This window comes from Rhodanobacter sp. UC4438_H5 (genome assembly GCF_052978405.1).
In genome coordinates this window covers 859,075-878,415 of sequence record NZ_CM129672.1, presented here as the reverse complement: position 1 = coordinate 878,415, position 19,341 = coordinate 859,075, and the positions used below count along the sequence as shown (strand labels likewise).

Genomic DNA, 19,341 nt, shown 5'->3' with positions numbered 1-19,341 from the left:
CCCGAAGGGCAGGCTCAGCCGGTTGCAGCCCGCGGCATGCCCGCGGGCTGCGCGTTCCCGGCACGCGGGCCGACCCCGCTGGAGTGCGCGCGCGTCGACAACACCAGCGCGACCTGATGTTCGGCACGCATGCGGGCGGCCTTGGCGGCAAACCACGCCTTGGGCCCCGCCAGCAGCACCGCGCAGACTGCGTTGGCCCGGCAAAATGCGTCGATGCTCTGGCGCAGGTGGACCAGCAGACGTTCGTTGAACGCCTCGTTCAATGCCTCGACGCGGAACGGCGGCGCGACATGTTCATCGAGCATGCCGGCCAGCGACGTTGCCACCTGCAGCGCAAGCCGCCGGTTGTGGCGCGTCACCTCCGGCGCACCGGCCGGGGCCTGCCAGGCACCGTCGAGCGCGTCGACCAGCTCGTGGAACTCGCGGCGATTCAGCGGACGCTGCTGCACCGGCAGGCTGCGTCGGCGGATCAGCCATGCCTGATCCGCCGCAGGCAATGCATGCGAACGGTGGGTGGCGCGGTCGAGTGCCTCGCGCGGCGACAAGCCATCCGCGCCCAGCAGGTCGGCCAGTGCCTCACGCGTCAACGGTTGCGCCCGCGCGCTGCCATCCGGCGTGTACCAGCGGCGATATTCGAGCGTGGTGGGGGAAAACAGGTCGCGTGGCGGCTTGACCGTGGCGCGCGCTTCGTCCGCATCGTCCAGTGCCGGCGCAACCGCGCGCAACCCGGCCGTCTGGGCGGCGGCGATGCGGTCGAGCAGGATTTCGGCCTTGACCAGATGGCCGTGGTAAGTCGCATGCCGGTCGCAAGCCTCGCGCGCCGGCAGGAAAAGAAAACGAAGGCGGGACCCGGGGTTGCCGATCACCGATGGCCCGAAATGGGCGAGGAAAACTGAACTGGACTTGCGCACAAACCGACCTGTTTGCCGGGGCTGATGCGAATGTCCTGCCGCGATGCCCCGGATCTGATGGACTGACCGCCCTCACCAGGCGGCCTCGCGCTCACGATGGCACACGTCGAAGGCACGAAATGTGGCACAGAGCTCATTCCGGGGTTGATCCCGTCGACACCCGATTACCGCGATTGGCGCAAAAACAGGCATCATGGGTGGCTCGCTTCCCGCGCAACCCGCGTGCGGCCCGGCCCGCAGCGCGCCGGCGATGCCCTGTTCGACCACGACCGACGCCCTCATGACCACGACCTGCCCGCCCTCTGCCGACGAAACGGACGCCGAACTGCTGGCGCAGGCGCGTGCCGCCATCCGGCTGCTGCAGACCATTGCCGACGACCGCGGGCTGCTCGAGCGGCTGCCCGTCGCGGAACGCCAACAGCTGCACCAGGCCGTGGCACGGATGTACCACCCCGAACCGGGCGCGCGCCGGATTCGCCTCAAGGCCGCGGAGAAACAACGCCACGCCGCGCGCATCCAGGCCGAAGACACCGTGCTGAACCAGACCGGCATCCGCGCCCTGCGCCGCAAGCCGGTGTTCACCACGCCGAACGCGTTCGCGCCGGAAGGTTTCCTGCCGCACGACGTGCCGCCCGCGGCCGACGCCGCGCAGCCGCGCGAGTCGGTCGAGCCGAAGCACTGCTACGTGTGCAAGCGCAAGTACTCGACCATCCATTTCTTCTACGACCAGCTGTGCCCGGAATGCGCCGCGTTCAACTACACCAAGCGCAGCGAACTGGCCGACCTGCGCGGGCGCGTGGCACTGCTCACCGGCGGCCGGGTGAAGATCGGTTACCAGGCCGGCCTGAAGCTGCTGCGCGCCGGCGCCGAGCTGATCGTCACCACGCGCTTCCCGCGCGACTCGGCGGCGCGCTACGCGGCCGAGCCGGACTTCGCCGACTGGGGCCACCGCCTGCAGGTCTACGGCCTGGACCTGCGCCACACGCCCAGCGTCGAGGCGTTCTGCCAGAAACTGGTGGCAACCCGGCCGCGGCTGGACTTCATCATCAACAACGCCTGCCAGACCGTGCGCCGCCCGCCGGATTTCTACGCACACATGATGGAAGGCGAGACCGCCGCGCTGCACGAGCTGCCCGAGCACGTGCGCCGGCTGGTCGGCCATTACGAAGGCCTGCGCGGCGCGGAGATCCTGCCCGGCAGCAGCGCGCTGGCCAGTCGCGGCGCCGACCTGCCCGGGCTGAGCCGGGCCGCCGAGCTGTCGCAGCTGCCGCTGCTGCCGGAAGAACTGCTGGCGCAGAGCCACCTGTTTCCCGAGGGCCGACTGGATCAGGACCTGCAGCAGGTCGACCTGCGCCAGCGCAACTCGTGGCGGCTGCTGATGGCCGAGGTGCCGTCGGTCGAATTGCTGGAGGTGCAGTTGGTCAACGCGATCGCGCCGTTCATCATCAACGCGCGGCTGAAGCCGCTGATGCTGCGCACGCCCGAGCGCGACAAACACATCGTCAACGTGTCGGCGATGGAGGGCCAGTTCTACCGCAGCTTCAAGACCACCCGCCACCCGCACACCAACATGGCCAAGGCCGCGCTGAACATGATGACGCGCACCGCGGCCACCGATTACCACAACGACGGCATCCACATGAACAGCGTCGACACCGGCTGGGTGACCGACGAGGACCCCGCCGAGCTGGCGGCGAAGAAAGTGCGCGAGGAACGCTTCCACCCACCGCTGGACATCGTCGACGGCGCCGCACGCATCGTCGACCCGATCATCCACGGCATCAACACCGGCGAGCATGTGTGGGGCCAGTTCCTGAAGGACTACCGCCCCACCGACTGGTGAGCCACTGGTGCCGGGGCGACGACAATCCGTTTCCTTCGCGCCGGTTTCAGACGGCACTGCGTAGCCTTATCTTGCGGACAGGCGCCATCCGGCGCGATCAAGCATGAGGAGCAACGCCGTGATTGAACGCAGACCCTTCGACCGCCTGGGCGGAGCCGACCACGGCTGGCTCAACGCCAAACACCATTTCTCCTTCGCCAGCTACCACGACGCGAATCGCATGGGCTGGGGCGCGCTGCGCGTGTGGAACGACGACACCATCGCGCCGCAGACCGGCTTCCCGCCGCACCCGCACGCGGACATGGAGATCATCACCTACGTGCGCGAAGGCGCGATCAGCCACCAGGACAGCCTGGGCAACGCCGGCCGCACCGAGGCCGGCGACGTGCAGGTGATGAGCGCCGGCAGCGGCATCACCCACAGCGAGTACAACCGGGAGGATGTGACCACGCGCATCTTCCAGATCTGGATCATCCCCGACGAGAACGGCCAGCCGCCGTCGTGGGGCGCGCGGCCGTTTCCCAGGGGCGATCGTTCCGGGCGCTTCGTGGCACTGGCCAGCGGCTTCAAGGACGACACCGAGGCGCTGCCGCTGCGCACCGATGCGCGCGTGCTGGGCGCCACGCTGAAGGCCGGCGAAAGCACCGAGTACCTGCTGCCCCCCGGCCGCTACGCCTACCTGGTACCGGCCACCGGCAAGGTGGACCTCAATGGCGTGCAACTGGACGCCCGCGACGGCGCCGCGATCCGCCAGGAGTCGACGCTGAAGGTCACCGCGCTGGAAGACGCCGAGCTGGTGCTGGTCGATACCGCGCCCTGAGCTTCGCGCATGCGGGCACGAGTGGCGCCCGGTGCCGACGCCCCGGCGGGCGCCGGCACGGCCAGCTCCAATTCGATCGCAAGACCCGGAGTGCCGCGGTGGCTGCCGGTCCGTAGATTGCGCCTTGAGCGATAATCCGACGGAAGGAACAGCCATGAAAACTCCCGAGAAACAGGCCGCACGTGCCGCCACCCTCGCCGACCCGCGCTGGGCCGCCGTGCAGGCACGCGATGCGCGTGCCGACGGCAGCTTCTTCTACTCGGTGCGCAGCACCGGCGTGTACTGTCGGCCGTCCTGCGCGGCGCGCCCCGCCCGCCCCGAGAACGTGGCGTTCCACGCCACCGCCGCCGAGGCGGAGCGCGCCGGCTTTCGCCCGTGCAGGCGCTGCCGGCCCGACCAGCCATCGCTCGCAGAGCAGCAGGCGGCGATGGTCACCGCCGCCTGCCGACTGATCGAGCAGGCCGAGACCGTACCCACGCTCGAACAGTTGGCGCAACCGAGCGGACTCAGCCCCTTCCACTTCCACCGCGTGTTCAAGGCGGTTGCCGGGGTGACCCCGAAGCAGTACGCCACGGCGCATCGCAACCGCCGCGTGCGCAGCGGCCTGGAGCGCAGCCACACGGTGACCGAGGCGATCTTCGATGCGGGCTACAACGCCAGTAGCCGCTTCTACGAAACGGCGAACGAGGTGCTGGGCATGACGCCCTCGCGCTATCGCGCCGGCGGTGCCGACAGCGAGATCCGCTTCGCCATCGGCGCCTGCTCGCTCGGCGCGATCCTGGTGGCGCAGAGCGCGCGCGGCGTGTGCGCGATCCTGCTCGGCGACGACCCCGACGCGCTCGCGCGCGAGCTGCAGGATCGCTTCCCCAGGGCCAGGCTGATCGGCGGCGACCGCGACTACGAGCGCCTGGTGGCGCAGGTGGTCGGCTTTGTCGAAGCCCCTGCGCTGGGACTGGATCTGCCCTTGGACGTGCGCGGCACCGCGTTCCAGCAGCGCGTATGGCAGGCGTTGCGCGAGATCCCGGTCGGCAGCACGGCCAGCTACAGCGAGATCGCGCGGCGCATCGGCGCGCCCAAGGCTTCGCGGGCGGTGGCGCAGGCATGTGCCGGCAACATGCTGGCGGTGGCGATCCCCTGCCACCGCGTGGTGCGCAACGACGGCGACCTGTCCGGCTACCGCTGGGGCGTGCCGCGCAAACGCGCGCTGCTGGAGCGCGAGGCGCAGGCATGAACGCGCAACTGCGCCCTGCCCCCGACACCGGTGCGCGGCTGCAGGCATACGACTGGGCCGGCATCGGCGATGAACTCGACGCACACGGCTGCGCGATGCTGGAGGCCCTGCTGTCGCCGCAGGAGTGCGCGAAGCTGGCAAGCATGTACGCGGACGACGAACATTTCCGCAGCCGCGTGCCGATGGCCCGCCACGGTTTCGGCCGTGGCGAATACCGCTATTTCGATTACCCCCTGCCCGAGCTGGTGGCCGGGCTGCGCAGCGCGGTCTACCCGCGGCTGGCGCCGATCGCGAACCGCTGGAACGCGTCGATGGGACTGCCCGCGCGCTACCCCGCCACGCATGCCGAATTCATCGAACGCTGCCACGCCGCCGGCCAGCGCCGCCCCACTCCGTTGCTGCTGCAGTACGGCACCGGCGACTACAACTGCCTGCACCAGGACCTGTACGGCGAGCACGTGTTCCCGCTGCAGCTGGCGATCCTGCTGTCGGAGCCGGGGCGCGATTTCAGCGGCGGCGAGTTCGTGCTGACCGAGCAGCGCCCGCGCATGCAGTCGCGCATCGAGGTGGTGCCGCTGCGCCAGGGCGATGCGGTGCTGTTCGCGGTGCACCAGCGGCCGCTGCAAGGTACCCGCGGCAGCTACCGGGTGAACATGCGCCACGGCGTCAGCCGCGTGCGCCGCGGCCATCGCCACACGCTTGGCATCATCTTCCACGACGCCACATGATCAGCGCCGACCTGTTCGCCGCCACGCCTGCGCCTGCCCGCCGGGACGAGCCATTGTGCGAGGGCGCGATGGTGTTGCGCGGGTTTGCCCTGGCCAGCGAGGCGGTGTTGCTGCAGGCGCTCGATGCGATCACGGCGCAGGCACCGTTCCGCCACCTGGTCACACCCGGCGGCTTGCGCATGTCGGTGGCGATGACCAATGCGGGGCCGCTGGGCTGGGTCAGCGATCGTCGTGGCTACCGCTACGACCCGATCGACCCGGACAGCGGCCGGCCCTGGCCACCGATGCCGGCGGTCTTCCTGCAACTGGCCGATGCCGCGGCGGCGCACGTCGGTTTCACCGGCTTCGTGCCGGATGCCTGCCTGCTCAACCGCTACGAGGCCGGCGCCCGGTTGAGCCTGCACCAGGACCGCGATGAACGCGACCTGGGCCAGCCGATCGTGTCGGTCTCGCTGGGCATCCCGGCCGTGTTCCTGTTCGGCGGCCTGCAGCGCGCGGATCGCCCGCAACGCGTGCCGCTGGCGCACGGCGACGTGGTCGTGTGGGGCGGTCCGGCGCGGCTGCGCTATCACGGCGTGCTGCCGTTGAAGCCACATCATCACCCGCTGCTGGGCGAGACCCGGATCAATCTCACGTTTCGTCGGGCGGGCTGACGCCGAGCCGGTGTCCGTACACCAGCTTGCCGCCGAGCCAGCCGGCCACGGCCAGGCACAGGAAACCCGACACGCTCAGAGCGATCGCCAGCAGGCTCGGCGCGATGAAATGCGTGCCGTGCAGGCGCAGGAACAGGCTGGCCACGTAGCAGCAGAGCGCGCCCATCACCATCAGCATGTGGCGGTTGACGTCCTTGAGCGCCGGGTTGTCTTCGGCGACCTTGGCCAGTTCGAGCAGGCCGGCCAGCATGGCGGGGATCGAGAAGCCGATCCCCGCCAGCAGCAGGATGCCGGCGAAGCGCCACGCCGGTTCGCCCCAGGCCAGGCTGGCCAGATCCGCCGCGGTGGCCAGCGACCAGCAGGCAATCGGGAAATGCACCAGGGCCGGATGCAGCGGATGGCGCATGACAGCGACTCAGGCCAGCAGCAGGCTGAGCAGGGTCAGGAAACCCGCCACCGCGACGCCGGCGTGCACCAATACCACGGCCTTCGGCGCAACCTGCTTGCGCAGATGGAACGAGGCGAGGAAGAAACCGCCCAGCGCGGCCAGTACCAGCAGGGCCAGCGCCGCGGTGAGCCGTGCCGGCGCCGCACCCTGCAGCACCACCAGGATCAACAGCACCAGGCCGCTGGCGCCCAGCAGCGCGTGCAGCAAGGAAATTGCCCACGGCGCCAGCTTGCCGCGCAGCACGCTGGAAGCCAGCACCAGGCCGCCGATGGCGGCGATCGCAAAAACCAGAATCGCATAGAGCAGCATGTCGTTCCCCCGATTGGCACGTTGATGAAGTGAGCAGCATTCGATCCGATGCGGCGGGTTGCCCAAAGGTTCCCGCGCTCGACCATGGTGCAGGTGCCCGCGCCGCCGCGGCTTGCTACCCTCGTCGGATCGTCCGGTTCGCGAGGCAGACATGACACCCACCCACGGCATCCACACCATCGACACCGGCTTCGTGCGGCCGCGGTTCGATGCGGCCTACCTCATCGTGGAGAACGGCCGCGGCGCCTTCATCGACTGCGGCACCAACTTCGCCGTGCCGCGCATGCTGGCGGCACTGGATGAGGCCAGCATCGCGCCGGCGGACGTCGACTGGCTGATCCTCACCCACGTGCACCTGGACCACGCCGGCGGCGCCGGCGAGCTGATCGCACAACTGCCGAACGCGAAGCTGGTGGTGCATCCGCGCGGAGCACGCCACATGATCGACCCCAGTGTGCTGTGGGCCGGCGCCAGCGCGGTGTACGGCGAGTCGGTGATGGAACAGACGTATGGACGCTTGCGGCCAGTGCCTGCCGAGCGCGTGGTCGAGGCGGGGGACGGCCACGTCGTCGACCTTGCCGGACGCACCCTGCGCTGCCTCGATACGCCGGGCCATGCGCGCCACCACATCGCCATCCACGACGCACGCGCCAACGTCTTTTTCACTGGCGACGTATTCGGCCTTTCCTATCGCGACTTCGACACCGCGAACGGTCCGTTCATCCTGCCCACCACCTCGCCGGTGCAGTTCGATCCGGAGGCGCTGCATGCGTCGATCGAGCGGCTGCTCGCGCTGAAACCCGAGGCGATGTACCTCACCCATTACGGCCGGGTGGAGAGCGTCGAGCGGCTGGCCGCCGACCTGCATGCGCAGATCGACGCGATGGTGGCCATCGCCCGCGCCGCGCACGGCTCGCCCGAGCGGCATGCCGTGCTGGTGGAATCGCTCACCGGGCTCTATGCCGCCCGCGCGCAGGCCCATGGCTGGCAGCAGGGACGCGACGCGCTGCGCCAGTTGCTGGGCATGGACATCGAACTGAACGCGCAGGGGCTGGAGGTGTGGCTGGGGCGCTGAGCGCCCGCCGCTGGCAGCTCACTTTGCGCGTGCGTCGCGCCGCTCTTGTGCCAGCCGCGCCTCGAAGCGCGGCTGCGCCGCCGCGGCATAGGCGCGGCAGGCACCGGCGTCGATCAGGGCCGCGGAGTCGTGCTCGCGATCGCGTGCGGCAATCTTCTGCATGAAGCCGCTGGCTTCGGGATGCGGGGTGATCAGGATGTCGCACGGCAGCGCGGCGACGGTCGCGAAGGACCGGCGGAAAGCCGCCACGCGCGCCGGGTCGTCGCTGTAGCGGAAGCCGTCGCGGCTGAGCGCGGTGAGGCTGTCGACATAGGCCAGCGCAAGGCAGCGCCCCTGCTCGCACGAGCGCCAGGTCCAGGACGTGCTGCCAGGCGTATGGCCGGGCGTGTAGTGCGCCGTGACCGCGATCGGCCCCACCCGCACTGCCGCGCCATCGGCGACCACTTGCACCGATGCCACCGCCGGATAGCGTGTCGCCATGCCGTACTGCGGATCGTCCGGGTCGTTGCCGCCGGACCGCAGCTCCTTCGCCCCGGCCGCACTGGCCGCCACCGAGGCGCCGCTGTCACGAGCCAAACGGGCGATGCCGCCGGCGTGGTCGAAGTGGGCGTGCGAGTTGAGGATCAGCTTCACGTCGCGCAAGCGGAAACCGAGCGCGCGGATGTTCGCCTCGATCTGCGGCACGTTGCCTTCCAGCGTGCCGTCAATCAGCACATGGCCCTGCGGCGAGGTGATCAGGATCGCGCTCAATCCCTGCGTGCCCACGTACCAGCTGTTGCCATGAATGTGGAAGGGCTTTTGCGGCGCACTCCAGCGCGCCTCATCCGCTTGCGCGAAACCCGCCACCGTCAAGGTGACAACAAACCATAACGCGCGGAGAGATGGATTCATGCCGGGGATTCCGTGGGGACGAGGCCGTCATGCTCGCCGACGACGCGGCGCTGGCGCGGGCGCATCGCTGGCAAATTGCGGGCGCGGCTCGCTCAGGCCAGCCGCGTACCGTTCGGCACCGGGCGTTCGACCGCGGTGAGCACCACGCCCTCGTCGGTGGGAAAGCCGGTGAGCAGGAATTGCGAGCGGAACGGGCCGATCTGCTTTTCGGGGAAGTTGATCACACCCACGACCTGTCGGCCGAGCAGGTCGTCGGCCTGGTACAACGCGGCGATCTGCGCGCTGGTCTTCTTCTCGCCGTAGGGGCCGAAATCCACCCACACTTTCCACGCCGGCTTGCGCGCTTCGGGAAACGGTTCGACCCGGATCACCGTGCCGGCGACGACCAGCACTTTCTCGAAATCGGCCCAGCTGATTTCGGGGCAATTCGCTGCACTCATCCTTCCAGCCTCGTCTTCAGACAATCGCGGCTCTGCTGCCACCAGTAGCTGGCTTGCGCCGCCAGATAACCGAACGGACGGTGCGTGCTGCCCAGGCCATAGTCGGCAAAACGTTTCCAGCCATCGTCGCCCTCGGCGATCGCCGCCGCCAGCAGTTCACCGGCCGCGCAGGTCGGGGCCAGGCCGTGGCCGCCGAACGCCTGCGCCCACCACAGGCCGTCGCCGCTGCCGCCGATCTGCGGCATCTGGTGCCGTGCGTAGCTCATCAGGCCCGACCAGGCGTGCTCGATCCGCACGCCGGCCAGTTGCGGGAACACCCGCAGCAGGTCCCGCGTCAGCAGGCGCTGCACGCCGCGCGGCGAGCGGTTGAGCACCGAGATGCGCCCACCCCACAGCAGTCGCGTATCCGGCAGCGCGCGGTAATAGTCGAACGCGAAGCGGCTGTCGTAGATCGCCGCGCGGGTGTGCAGGCACTCGTCCAGTCGATCGCCGAGCGGTTCGGTCACCATGACGTAGGTGGCGATCGGCAGGATCGCCCGGTCGATCGGCTTCTGCAGGCCGGCCAGGTAGCCGCCGCAGGCCAGCACGACCTCATCGGCCAGCAGCTCACCTTGCGCCGTGCGCAGGCGCCACTGCCGGCCTTCGCGCGCGAGGCGGCGCACGCCGCTGTGCTCGTGGATGCGCACACCCTGCCCGGCCGCCGCCGCGGCCAAGCCGATCGCGTAGTTGAGCGGGTGCAGGTGCAGCGCATCACGCTCGTACAGGCCGTCGTGATAACGCTCGCTGCGGATGCGTGCGCGCAACTCCGCTTCGGGCAACCACTGCCAGTTCACGTCGTAGTGTTCGGCCAGCAGTTGCTGGCGCCGGCGCAGCACCGCGGGGTCACGGAACCAGTTGGCCCAGATCACGCCTTCGTCGACCGCGTCGCAGGGGATGGCGTAGTCGGCGACACGTCGTCGGATGCGCCCGACCGCCGCGATGGTCAGCTGGAACAGGGCCTGCGCACGCGCTTCGCCCAACTGGTCGAGCAGCGCCTGCTCGCCCAGCGAATAGCCGGCGAAGACGAAACCGCCATTGCGACCGGAGGCGCCGAACCCGACCTGCTCACGTTCCAGCAGGACCACGTCGCGCACGCCGCGCTCGGCCAGGCCCAGCGCGGTGTTCAAGCCGGCAAAGCCGCCGCCGATCACGGCAACACGTGCGTGCGTGCTGCCCTGAAGCGGCTCCCAGGCCGGGTACGGCGTGGCAGTGGCGCGGTAGTAGGACGTGGGCGAGGGGGATTTCATGCTGCAGCGACAGGCGGCACCAGTGTCCGTGACCGGGCAAGCATATCCTTCATGCCAGGACGTCGTGGCAGCCGTGGTTCAAAGCTGGCCGAGGAACTCTCGCACAGTGAGCGCGAGTTTCGGGTCCTGCATCGCCATGTGCATGGTGGCGCGCACCAGGCCGGCCTTGTTGCCGCAATCGAAACGGGTGCCTTCGAAGCGGTAGGCCAGCACCTTGCCTTGCTCTTTCAGCAGCGCGTCGATCGCGTCAGTAAGCTGGATCTCGCCGCCGGCACCGGGCGTGGTCTGCTCCAGCAGCTGGAAGATGCGGCCAGGCAACACGTAGCGGCCGACCACGGCCAGGTTCGACGGTGCGTTGGCCGGCTTGGGCTTCTCGACCATGTGGCGGATCAGGGCGCTGCGATCGTCGACCGGTGTGGCATCGACGATGCCGTACTTGTCAGTGTCGGTGTGCGGCACTTCCTCCACCGCGATCACGCCGGCCTGCTGCGCCTCGGCGAGCTCCGCCATCTGCCGCAGCGCGCCCTTGCCGGCGCCGTTCCAGATCAGGTCGTCAGGCAGGATCACGCCGAACGGCTCGTCGCCGACCACCGGCTTGGCGCACAGCACGGCATGGCCCAGGCCGAGCGCCTCGGGCTGGGTCACGAAGATCGCCCGCACGTGCCGCGGCAAGGTGCCTTGCACCAGCGCCAGCAGCTCGGCCTTGCCCTTCTCGTGCAGCTTCGATTCCAGCTCGTAGGCCTTGTCGAAGTAGTCGGCGATCGCGTGCTTGTAGCGGTTGGTGACGAACACCAGGGTGTCGGCACCTGCATCCACCGCTTCGTCGACGGCGTACTGGATCAGCGGCTTGTCGAGCACCGGCAGCATTTCCTTGGCGACCACCTTGGTCGCCGGCAGGAAGCGCGTGCCGAGTCCGGCTACGGGAAACACCACTTTGCGCAGGGGCTTGCTCACTCATTGATCTCCGGGTTGGCACGGCGGATCGACACCACGTTGTCAGGCTGCGCCGCTTCGCTCCAGCGGAACGAGGGCAACAGGCTGGACACGCAGCGGCGAAGTTCTTCCTCATTGAAAATGTCGGCCGCCTCGGCGGCCTTGTGCAGCAGGGCCTGCAGCAACTCCCACGACACCTCGCGATGCTGCGCCAGGAAAATCTTGGCATGCGTGGTGGCGCTGTAGTTCTCCAGCGGATGGAACAGCTCCTCGAACAGTTTCTCGCCCGCGCGCAGGCCGGTGTAGACGATCGGGATCTCGCTGCCCGGCTTCTTGCCGGCGAGGCGGATCATCTGCTCGGCCAGGTCGCGGATCTTCACCGGCTCGCCCATGTCGAGCGCGAAGATCTCGCCGCCCTTGCCAATGCTGGCGGTCTGCAGGATCAGCTGGCAGGCCTCGGGAATGGTCATGAAGTAGCGCGAGATTTCCGGGTGCGTCACGGTGACCGGGCCGCCGTCGCGGATCTGCCGGCGGAACAGCGGCACCACCGAGCCGGCCGAATCCAGCACGTTGCCGAAACGCACGGTCATGAAGCGGGTATCGGTCTGCGCGTCGAGGTTCTGGCAGTAGATTTCCGCCACGCGCTTGCAGGCACCCATCACGCTGGTGGGGTTGACCGCCTTGTCGGTGGAGATCAGCACGAAACACGCCACCCCGACCGAACAGGCCGCGTCGGCCACCGTGCGGGTACCCAGCGCGTTGTTGCAGAACGCGGCGCGCAGCTGGCCTTGCAGCATCGGCACGTGCTTGTACGCCGCGGCGTGGAATACCACCTGCGGCTGCGCCTCCGCAAACACCTTGCGCATCGCCACCTGGTCGCAGCAATTGGCCAGGATGCCGTCGAGGATCAGCTCCGGGAAATGGTTGCGCAGCTCCTGGGTAATCCGGTAGAGGTTGTACTCGCTCACCTCCACCACGGTCAGCGCCTGTGCACCGAGCCGCGCCACCTGCCGGCACAGTTCCGAGCCGATCGAACCACCACCACCGGTGATCAGCACGCGCCGCCCGCTCAGGGTCTCGCGGATCGCGGTCCAGTCCAGTTCCACCGTGTCGCGGCCGAGCAAATCCTCGATCGCCACCTCCTTGATCTGGTTCAGCTGGGCACGGCCCGCCACGATGTCCTCGATGCGCGGCACCGTGCGGTAGGGCAGATCGGTGCTGTCGCACAGGGCCACCACGCGCCGCATCTCGGCCGTCGTGGCCCCGGGCATGGCGATCAGCAGCATGTCGGCGGCCGCGCTGCGCACCAGCTCGGGCAGCTCGTCGAGCCGGCCCAGCACCGGGCGACCGTTGATGCTGGCGCCACGCAGGCTGGGCGCGTCGTCGACAAAGCCGACCACCGCATAGCGGTTGTCGCGGCGAAGATCGCGCGACAGCACTTCGCCGGCGCGGTCGGCGCCCACGATCAGCACCCGTTTGGCGTCGCTCCCCTTGAACAGATCGGCGCGGCTGTCCTTCCAGTAGCGATAGGCCAGCCGGGGACCGCCCAGCAACACGGCGAGCAGTCCCGGATACAACACGAACACCGAGCGCGGTACGCCCAGCAGGCGGTCATACAGAAACAGGCACAGTCCGATCGCCAGCGTGCCGATGACCGCGGCACGCACGATGTTCACCAGATCCGGCAGGCTGGCGAAGCGCCAGACGCTCTTGTACAGCCCGGTCCAGCGGAAGATCAGCCCCTGCACCAGCAGCACAATCGGGAACTCGAGCAGCTGGAAACCGAACACCTCGTCCGGGCGCAGCGTGTAGCGCAGCCACTTGGCGATCCACCAGGCCAGCGCCGCCATCAGCAGATCGTGGACGACGACCGCTACCCGCGGGTGAATGAAGCCGACAAGCTTACGCAGTGACATGGAGGCCCTTGCTCGGGTGGCGCCGCACCAGGCGACGTTTCAGATACAACCACATGATCGCTGCCCCTGCATAAACGACCATGGTAATCGCCAAGGCGGCGTGCAGATGACTCCAGGCCAACCAGGTCATCGGGGCCGCTACCAGCAGGTTCCAGCCAAGGTAGGCCGCATCCACCGATGCATGGCTGCCGGCGCGGCGCGCCAGCCATTGATACAGGTGTTCACGGTGGGCGCTGTACCAGCGACGCCCCCGCCACATCCGCGTCAACAGGGTCAGGCTGGCATCCACCACGAACGCCGACGACAGGATCAACGCCGGCCACAGCCACGCCGGATTCGCCCGCCACAGCATCGCACTGAATGCGAACACCAGCAGGCCCACGCTGCCGCTGCCCACGTCCCCCAGGAAGATCCGCGCCGGCGGCCAGTTGAACCACCCGAACGCCAGCGCCGACGCCGCCAGACAGGCCGCGGCCAGCGCCAGCGCAGGCAGGTTCGCTGCCCACGCCAGCACGGCCAGGCCGCCGCCCACGAAAGCCGCCTGCTGCGCCAGCAAACCGTCGATGCCATCCATGAAGTTGTGCAGGTTGATGCTCCACGCGCCGCCGACCAGCAACAACGGCAACCACCACCAGGCCGGCGACCAGGCCTGCAGCCCGACGCACAGCAAGGCGCAGGCAACCAATTGCACGGCCAGTCGCGGCCAGGCCGGAAGCGGATGATGGTCGTCCCACCAGCCCGCCAGCGCCACCAGCAGCAAGGCCACGCACGACAACCCGAGCAGCCCGGGCGCGGGAACCGCCGCGTGCAGACTCCAGGCGACGCCGGGCAGGCACACCAGCATGGCGACGACGATGCCGATGCCGCCGCCGCGCGGGGTCGGCACCTGATGCGAGCGGCGTTGTCCGGGCAGGTCGAGCATGCCGCGCCGATGCGCGTAACCGACCGCGGCGCGTACCAGCAGTGCGGTAACCAGGAAGGCTGCCAGCAACCATCCGATGGTCATCAGCATGGCCATGTCACTCGCCGGCCACCCCGTGGATCGGCCGGATCGTGCTCCAGCTCTTGCAACTGGGGCACTGCCAGTGGTGCGCCTTGGCCCCGAACCCGCAACGGTTGCAGCGGTACATCGCCTGCCCTTCGAGCAGCTTGCGGGTGAGATCGCGCAGGATCAGGAAATTCTCGCGCGCCTCGCCTTCGATCTTGTCCATCGTGGCGTCGAGCAGGGTCATCAGCCCGCGCACCGACGGCCGCTGGCGCAACTGCGCGGTGAGAAAGTCGACCGCCACGCGCTCGCCGTCGCGCTGGCGATACAGGTTGGTCAGCGCCAGGATCGGCGAAACGCCGTGATAGCGCGCCATCAGGGTGCGCAGGAAGGTCTCGGCGCGGTCCATCTGCCGCACGCGGGCATAGCTGTTGAGCAGCGGCGGCAGGATGTCGGGAGTGAAGGCGCTGTCGGCCCTGATCGCCGCCTCCAGCGCGTCGATGGCCTCGGCATGCTGCCCGTCCTCGGCATGCAGGCGTCCGGTGAGCATGAAGGCGCGCACGCAATCGGGCTGGCATTCGAACGCCTGGCGCAGGTATTCCCGCGCCTCGGCACGGGCGCCATGCTGACGCGCGCGCTCGGCGAGCTCACAGTAGAACTGGGCGATCATCGGCGCCTCGTCGTCGCCGGTCATCACCTCCAGCCGCCGCGCGTGCTCGATCGCCTTGTGCCAGTCGCGCTCGTGCTGGTAGATCGAGATCAGATGGCGCAGCGCCGAGGGCGCGTGCGAGTTCATCGCCACCAGGTCGGCGAACAAGGCCTCGGCACGATCGAGCAGGCCCGAGCGCATGTAGTCCTCGCCGAGCTCCAGCAGGGCCACGGTCTTCATTGCGTCGGACAGGCCCGGTCGCGAGACCAGGTGCTGGTGCAGCCGGATCGCCCGATCCACCTCGCCGCGACGGCGAAACAGGTTGCCCAGGGCGAGGTGCGTCTCCACCGTGTCGCGGTTGTATTCGGCGAGTTTCAGGAAGACTTCGATGGCCTTGTCCTGCTCCTCGTTGAGCAGGTAGTTCAGGCCGCGGAAATAATCCGACGACAAGGTGCTGACGTCGACGCCGGCCCGCCGCGCAACCACCAGGCGCGAAGCCCACCAACCCAGCACGAAGGCGACGGGGAGCAGTGCGGCCAGCACATACAGGGGATTCATGGCTTGGCCGGCGGCTTCCTGTCCGCGCCCGTAGTGCGTCGCGAACGCCGTGGCCGCACACCGAGCCACGCGGTCACCCCGCCCAGCAACCAGCCCACCACCAGGGCGCCCAGCAGCGCGGCTCCCTTGGGCAACTGCAGTTGGGCAAAGCCGAAGTCGTAGCCGACCATTTCCGCATTCAGCGCGCCCAGCACGATGCCGGCGGCGACGAAAACGGCCAGAATGATGAGGGCAAGCAATCGCATGCTCGAACTTTACCCGATTGGCGCAGTCGGGCACAGGCGCTGCCGCCGCCAGCCGTCCTGCAGGCAAAAAGAAGGCAGGACCGGCTCGCGCCGCCTGCCTCGCATTCTCCGGTCGATGGACTCAACCGGCACTGTTCTCCAGGTCAAGATTGACGCGCTCGCGCAATTCCTTGCCCGGCTTGAAATGGGGAACGTGCTTGCCTGGCAGGGCCACGGCTTCGCCGGTCTTGGGGTTGCGCCCCATCCGCGGCGGCCGGTAGTGCAACGCAAAGCTGCCGAAGCCGCGCACCTCGATGCGTTCGCCCTGGGCCAGCGCCAGGCTCATCTGTTCGATGACGCTCTTGACGGCCATCTCGACGTCGGCGAACGCGAGGTGGGTCTGGCGCCTGGCCAGCGCTTCGATCAATTCGGATTTGGTCATGGGCCCCAATGTCCGTGACGTGAAACAGCGGGGCGGCGACGTGCCGCCCCGCGTCGTGCCTGCAACGAGAGATCAGTCGGCCTTGTTGAACTGTTCCTTCAACAACGCGCCGAGCTTGGTCGTGCCACTGGCGGCCGAAGAGTAGTCGACCGCGGCTTCGGGGGCGTCTTCCTCGTCCTTGGCGCGAATCGAGAGCGCCAGCTGGCGACCCTTGCGATCCATGCCGGTGAACTTGGCCTCGACCTTGTCGCCCACCTTCAGGTGCTGGGTAGCGTCGTCGATGCGCTCCTTGGCGATGTCGTTGGCGCGCAGGTAACCCTCCACGCCCTCGCCCAGGTCGATCACGGCACCCTTGGCGTCGACTTCCTTGACCGTGCCGTTGACGATCGTGCCACGCGGGTTGGCCGCCATGAACTGGCCGAACGGATCCTGCTCCATCTGCTTGATCCCGAGGCTGATGCGCTCGCGCTCCGGGTCGACGGCCAGCACCACCGCCTCGATCTCCTCGCCCTTCTTGAAGTCGCGCACGAGATCTTCGCCGGATACCTGCCACGAGATGTCGGACAGATGCACCAGGCCGTCGATGCCGCCTTCCAGGCCGATGAACACGCCGAAGTCGGTGATCGACTTGATCTGGCCGGAGACCTTGTCGCCCTTCTTGTGCATGGCGGCGAAGGCTTCCCACGGGTTCGAACGGGTCTGCTTGATGCCCAGCGAGATGCGGCGACGCTCTTCATCCACGTCCAGCACGGTCACTTCGGTCTCGTCGCCGACCTGCACCACCTTGGCCGGGTTGACGTTCTTGTTGGTCCAGTCCATCTCGGACACGTGCACCAGGCCTTCCACACCCGGCTCGATCTCGACGAAGCAGCCGTAATCGGTGACGTTGGAGACCTTGCCGAAGATGCGGCTGCCGACCGGGTAGCGACGCGAGATGTTCACCCACGGGTCGTCGCCCAGCTGCTTCAGGCCCAGCGACACGCGGTTGCGCTCCTTGTCGTACTTCAGCACGCGCACGTCGAGCTCGTCGCCGACGTTGACCACCTCGGACGGATGGCGCACGCGCTTCCACGCCATGTCGGTGATGTGCAACAGGCCGTCGATGCCGCCCAGGTCCACGAACGCGCCGTAATCGGTGAGGTTCTTCACCACACCCTTGACGACGGCGCCTTCCACCAGGCGTTCCAGCAGCTTCTCGCGCTCCTCGGAGAACTCGGTCTCGACGACGGCGCGGCGGCTGACCACCACGTTGTTGCGCTTGCGATCCAGCTTGATGATCTTGAACTCGAGTTCCTTGCCCTCGAGGTAGGTCGGCTCGCGCACCGGGCGCACGTCGACCAGCGAACCGGGCAGGAACGCGCGGACATCCTTGATGTCGACGGTGAAACCGCCCTTGACCTTGCCGGAAATCATGCCGACGATGGTCTCTTCCTTGTCGAACGCCTGCTCCAGGTCGTCCCACACCATCGAGCGCTTGGCCTTCTCGCGCGACAGCTTGGTCTCGCCGAAACCGTCTTCCAGGGCTTCGAGGGCTACCTTCACCTCGTCGCCAACCTGCACCTCCAGCACACCTTCCTCGTTCTTGAACTGCTCGATCGGGACGATGCCTTCGCTCTTCAGGCCTGCATTGATCACGACGACGTCGTTGCGGATTTCCACGACGATGCCGGTGACGATGGCGCCGGGCTTCAGCTTGGAGATGGCCTGCTGGCTCTGTTCAAACAGTTCGGCAAAACTTTCAGTCATGTTGATTCCATAGTGGGAAAAGACCTTGGGTCCGCTGCGCTGGGTTGGTTGTTGCGCACGAACTTCCCGGTCCACCGGTTGGGGGTGGCCGCGACGGCCCTGCGGGGCCGAACGTTGTCACCGTGGTTCAAAACCCCCTGCCGCGGCAGGGGCACAAAAGCCGCCGCGCAATCCGCTCAGGACTGCACGACGGCAAGTACTTTCGCCACGACCTCGTCGATGGCCATGCCGGTGGTGTCCACCAGCACCGCATCATCGGCGGGCTTGAGTGGCGCGACCGCACGCGATGCATCGCGGCTGTCACGCGCCTCAATTTCGCGCTGAAGGCCGGCAAGTGTAACGCTGAGCCCCTTTTCCTTCAACTGCTTATAGCGTCTTTTCGCCCGCTCGGCGGCGCTCGCGGTGAGGAAAACCTTGAACGCGGCATCCGGGAAGATCACCGTGCCCATGTCGCGCCCGTCCGCCACCAGCCCGGGCGCCTTGCGAAAGCCCAACTGCAGCGCCACCAGGGCCTCGCGCACGCTGGGCATGGAGGCGATCGCCGACGCCGCGGCACCGGCCGTTTCCGTGCGCAACTCGTCGGTGGCATCGTGACCGTTGACGATCACCCGCGCCCCGCCTCCCGTCTCGGCGGCGCGAAACTGGATCTTCGTCGTCTGGGCGCAGCGGGCCATCGCATCGGCATCGGACAGGTCCAGCCCGGCCATGCCGGCGGCGTAGCCCACCGCGCGATACAACGCCCCGGAATCCAGCAGGCGCCAGCCCAGCCGCTCTGCCACCAGCGCACTGATCGTGCCCTTGCCCGACCCGGACGGCCCGTCGATGGCAAGCACGGGAACGGCGGCGGCATGGCTCATCGAAGCATCCTGGCGGCGTGGAGAGCGCGCAGTCTAACGCGTTGACCCACTTCCGAACGCGTGCTATCCATCCCGTTTCCCGCCCGCCGCAGGTCCATTGCCCCATGAACGATCTGCGTCGAGAGTTCGAGCAAGCTGCCGAAGATGTCAAAGGCCTGGCCAAACGGCCGGACAACGACACCCTGCTCAAGCTCTACGCCCTGTACAAGCAGGGCACCGAGGGCGACCTCAAGCGGACCCTGCCGGGCTTTTTCGATTTCGTGGGCACTGCCAAGCACGAAGCCTGGGCGCAGTTGAACGGCGTTCCTGTCGAGGAAGCCATGCGCCGCTACATCGCCCTGGTGCAGCAACTGCTGGCCTGACAGCTCCGTCTCCCGCCCCGCTTGCTTTTGCAGG

General features: G+C 68.2%; 21 protein-coding genes. 7 read left to right on the top strand and 14 right to left on the bottom strand.

What is annotated here, in order from left to right; genetic code table 11:
- Positions 1-14: 14 nt before the first annotated feature.
- Positions 15-911, bottom strand: a complete 897-nt coding sequence (locus tag ACVCL9_RS04015) for a hypothetical protein (RefSeq protein ID WP_395118189.1) — start codon at positions 909-911, stop codon at positions 15-17.
- Positions 912-1,191: 280 nt separating this feature from the next.
- Here ACVCL9_RS04015 and ACVCL9_RS04010 point away from each other — a divergent pair, with 280 nt between their 5' ends.
- The 5 genes from ACVCL9_RS04010 (at position 1,192) to alkB (ending at position 6,186) form a co-directional block, all read left to right on the top strand.
- Positions 1,192-2,754 carry an SDR family NAD(P)-dependent oxidoreductase gene (locus tag ACVCL9_RS04010; protein WP_447099042.1) on the top strand — a complete coding sequence of 521 codons (1,563 nt, stop codon included), beginning with the start codon at positions 1,192-1,194 and terminating at the stop codon, positions 2,752-2,754.
- Between the two features lie 118 nt (positions 2,755-2,872).
- Positions 2,873-3,574, top strand: coding sequence for a pirin family protein (locus tag ACVCL9_RS04005; RefSeq protein WP_447099043.1), 702 nt, complete (start codon positions 2,873-2,875; stop codon positions 3,572-3,574).
- A 154-nt stretch (positions 3,575-3,728) separates the two neighbouring features.
- A complete protein-coding gene (gene ada / locus ACVCL9_RS04000; RefSeq protein ID WP_447099044.1) occupies positions 3,729-4,805 on the top strand; it encodes a bifunctional DNA-binding transcriptional regulator/O6-methylguanine-DNA methyltransferase Ada in 1,077 nt (358 codons plus the stop codon).
- Positions 4,802-5,533 carry a 2OG-Fe(II) oxygenase gene (locus ACVCL9_RS03995; protein ID WP_447099045.1) on the top strand — a complete coding sequence of 244 codons (732 nt, stop codon included), beginning with the start codon at positions 4,802-4,804 and terminating at the stop codon, positions 5,531-5,533. The genes ada and ACVCL9_RS03995 overlap by 4 nt, the downstream gene beginning before the upstream one ends.
- Positions 5,530-6,186 (top strand): DNA oxidative demethylase AlkB, encoded by a 657-nt coding sequence (alkB, locus tag ACVCL9_RS03990; protein ID WP_447099046.1) that lies wholly within the window; start codon positions 5,530-5,532, stop codon positions 6,184-6,186. The genes ACVCL9_RS03995 and alkB overlap by 4 nt, the downstream gene beginning before the upstream one ends.
- On the opposite strand, the gene ACVCL9_RS03985 is transcribed toward alkB, so the two are convergent.
- Entirely contained in the window at positions 6,164-6,592 is a 429-nt protein-coding gene (locus ACVCL9_RS03985) for a DUF2231 domain-containing protein (RefSeq protein ID WP_395118177.1), read from the bottom strand. The two genes, alkB and ACVCL9_RS03985, sit on opposite strands and share 23 nt — an antisense overlap.
- Positions 6,593-6,601: 9 nt before the next feature.
- Positions 6,602-6,943, bottom strand: a complete 342-nt coding sequence (locus ACVCL9_RS03980; protein ID WP_395118175.1) for a hypothetical protein — start codon at positions 6,941-6,943, stop codon at positions 6,602-6,604.
- Between the two features lie 151 nt (positions 6,944-7,094).
- Between ACVCL9_RS03980 and ACVCL9_RS03975 the strand changes: the two genes are divergently transcribed.
- Positions 7,095-8,018: an MBL fold metallo-hydrolase gene (locus ACVCL9_RS03975; RefSeq protein ID WP_447099047.1), complete on the top strand. Its 924-nt coding sequence runs from the start codon at positions 7,095-7,097 to the stop codon at positions 8,016-8,018.
- A gap of 18 nt (positions 8,019-8,036) precedes the next feature.
- Here the strand turns inward: ACVCL9_RS03975 and bla are convergent, their stop codons facing one another.
- The 11 genes from bla to cmk all read right to left on the bottom strand — a co-directional run bounded on the left by bla (position 8,037) and on the right by cmk (position 18,945).
- A complete protein-coding gene (bla, locus tag ACVCL9_RS03970) occupies positions 8,037-8,909 on the bottom strand; it encodes a subclass B3 metallo-beta-lactamase (protein WP_447099048.1) in 873 nt (290 codons plus the stop codon).
- A 92-nt stretch (positions 8,910-9,001) separates the two neighbouring features.
- Positions 9,002-9,349: a tRNA-binding protein gene (locus tag ACVCL9_RS03965; RefSeq protein WP_395118170.1), complete on the bottom strand. Its 348-nt coding sequence runs from the start codon at positions 9,347-9,349 to the stop codon at positions 9,002-9,004.
- Complete coding sequence (locus ACVCL9_RS03960) at positions 9,346-10,635, bottom strand: NAD(P)/FAD-dependent oxidoreductase (RefSeq protein WP_447099049.1); 1,290 nt, start codon at positions 10,633-10,635, stop codon at positions 9,346-9,348. Before ACVCL9_RS03960 ends, ACVCL9_RS03965 begins: the two co-directional genes overlap by 4 nt.
- 78 nt (positions 10,636-10,713) lie before the next feature.
- Positions 10,714-11,589, bottom strand: coding sequence for a UTP--glucose-1-phosphate uridylyltransferase GalU (galU, locus tag ACVCL9_RS03955; RefSeq protein ID WP_395118166.1), 876 nt, complete (start codon positions 11,587-11,589; stop codon positions 10,714-10,716).
- Complete coding sequence (locus tag ACVCL9_RS03950; protein ID WP_447099050.1) at positions 11,586-13,484, bottom strand: polysaccharide biosynthesis protein; 1,899 nt, start codon at positions 13,482-13,484, stop codon at positions 11,586-11,588. Before ACVCL9_RS03950 ends, galU begins: the two co-directional genes overlap by 4 nt.
- Entirely contained in the window at positions 13,471-14,496 is a 1,026-nt protein-coding gene (locus ACVCL9_RS03945; protein WP_447099459.1) for an MraY family glycosyltransferase, read from the bottom strand. Before ACVCL9_RS03945 ends, ACVCL9_RS03950 begins: the two co-directional genes overlap by 14 nt.
- A 7-nt stretch (positions 14,497-14,503) precedes the next feature.
- Positions 14,504-15,676, bottom strand: a complete 1,173-nt coding sequence (lapB, locus tag ACVCL9_RS03940) for a lipopolysaccharide assembly protein LapB (protein WP_395118162.1) — start codon at positions 15,674-15,676, stop codon at positions 14,504-14,506.
- The gene (locus ACVCL9_RS03935) at positions 15,673-15,921 is read right to left on the bottom strand and encodes a DUF1049 domain-containing protein (protein WP_447099051.1); all 249 of its coding nucleotides are present in this window, start codon (positions 15,919-15,921) and stop codon (positions 15,673-15,675) included. The genes lapB and ACVCL9_RS03935 overlap by 4 nt, the downstream gene beginning before the upstream one ends.
- A gap of 121 nt (positions 15,922-16,042) precedes the next feature.
- Entirely contained in the window at positions 16,043-16,342 is a 300-nt protein-coding gene (locus tag ACVCL9_RS03930) for an integration host factor subunit beta (RefSeq protein ID WP_395118158.1), read from the bottom strand.
- Positions 16,343-16,414: 72 nt separating this feature from the next.
- Positions 16,415-18,088, bottom strand: a complete 1,674-nt coding sequence (rpsA, locus tag ACVCL9_RS03925; protein WP_395118156.1) for a 30S ribosomal protein S1 — start codon at positions 18,086-18,088, stop codon at positions 16,415-16,417.
- A 176-nt stretch (positions 18,089-18,264) separates the two neighbouring features.
- Positions 18,265-18,945: a (d)CMP kinase gene (gene cmk / locus ACVCL9_RS03920; RefSeq protein WP_395118154.1), complete on the bottom strand. Its 681-nt coding sequence runs from the start codon at positions 18,943-18,945 to the stop codon at positions 18,265-18,267.
- A 104-nt stretch (positions 18,946-19,049) separates the two neighbouring features.
- On the opposite strand from cmk, the gene ACVCL9_RS03915 reads away from it, so the two are divergent.
- A complete protein-coding gene (locus ACVCL9_RS03915; protein ID WP_447099052.1) occupies positions 19,050-19,307 on the top strand; it encodes an acyl-CoA-binding protein in 258 nt (85 codons plus the stop codon).
- Positions 19,308-19,341: the final 34 nt, after the last annotated feature.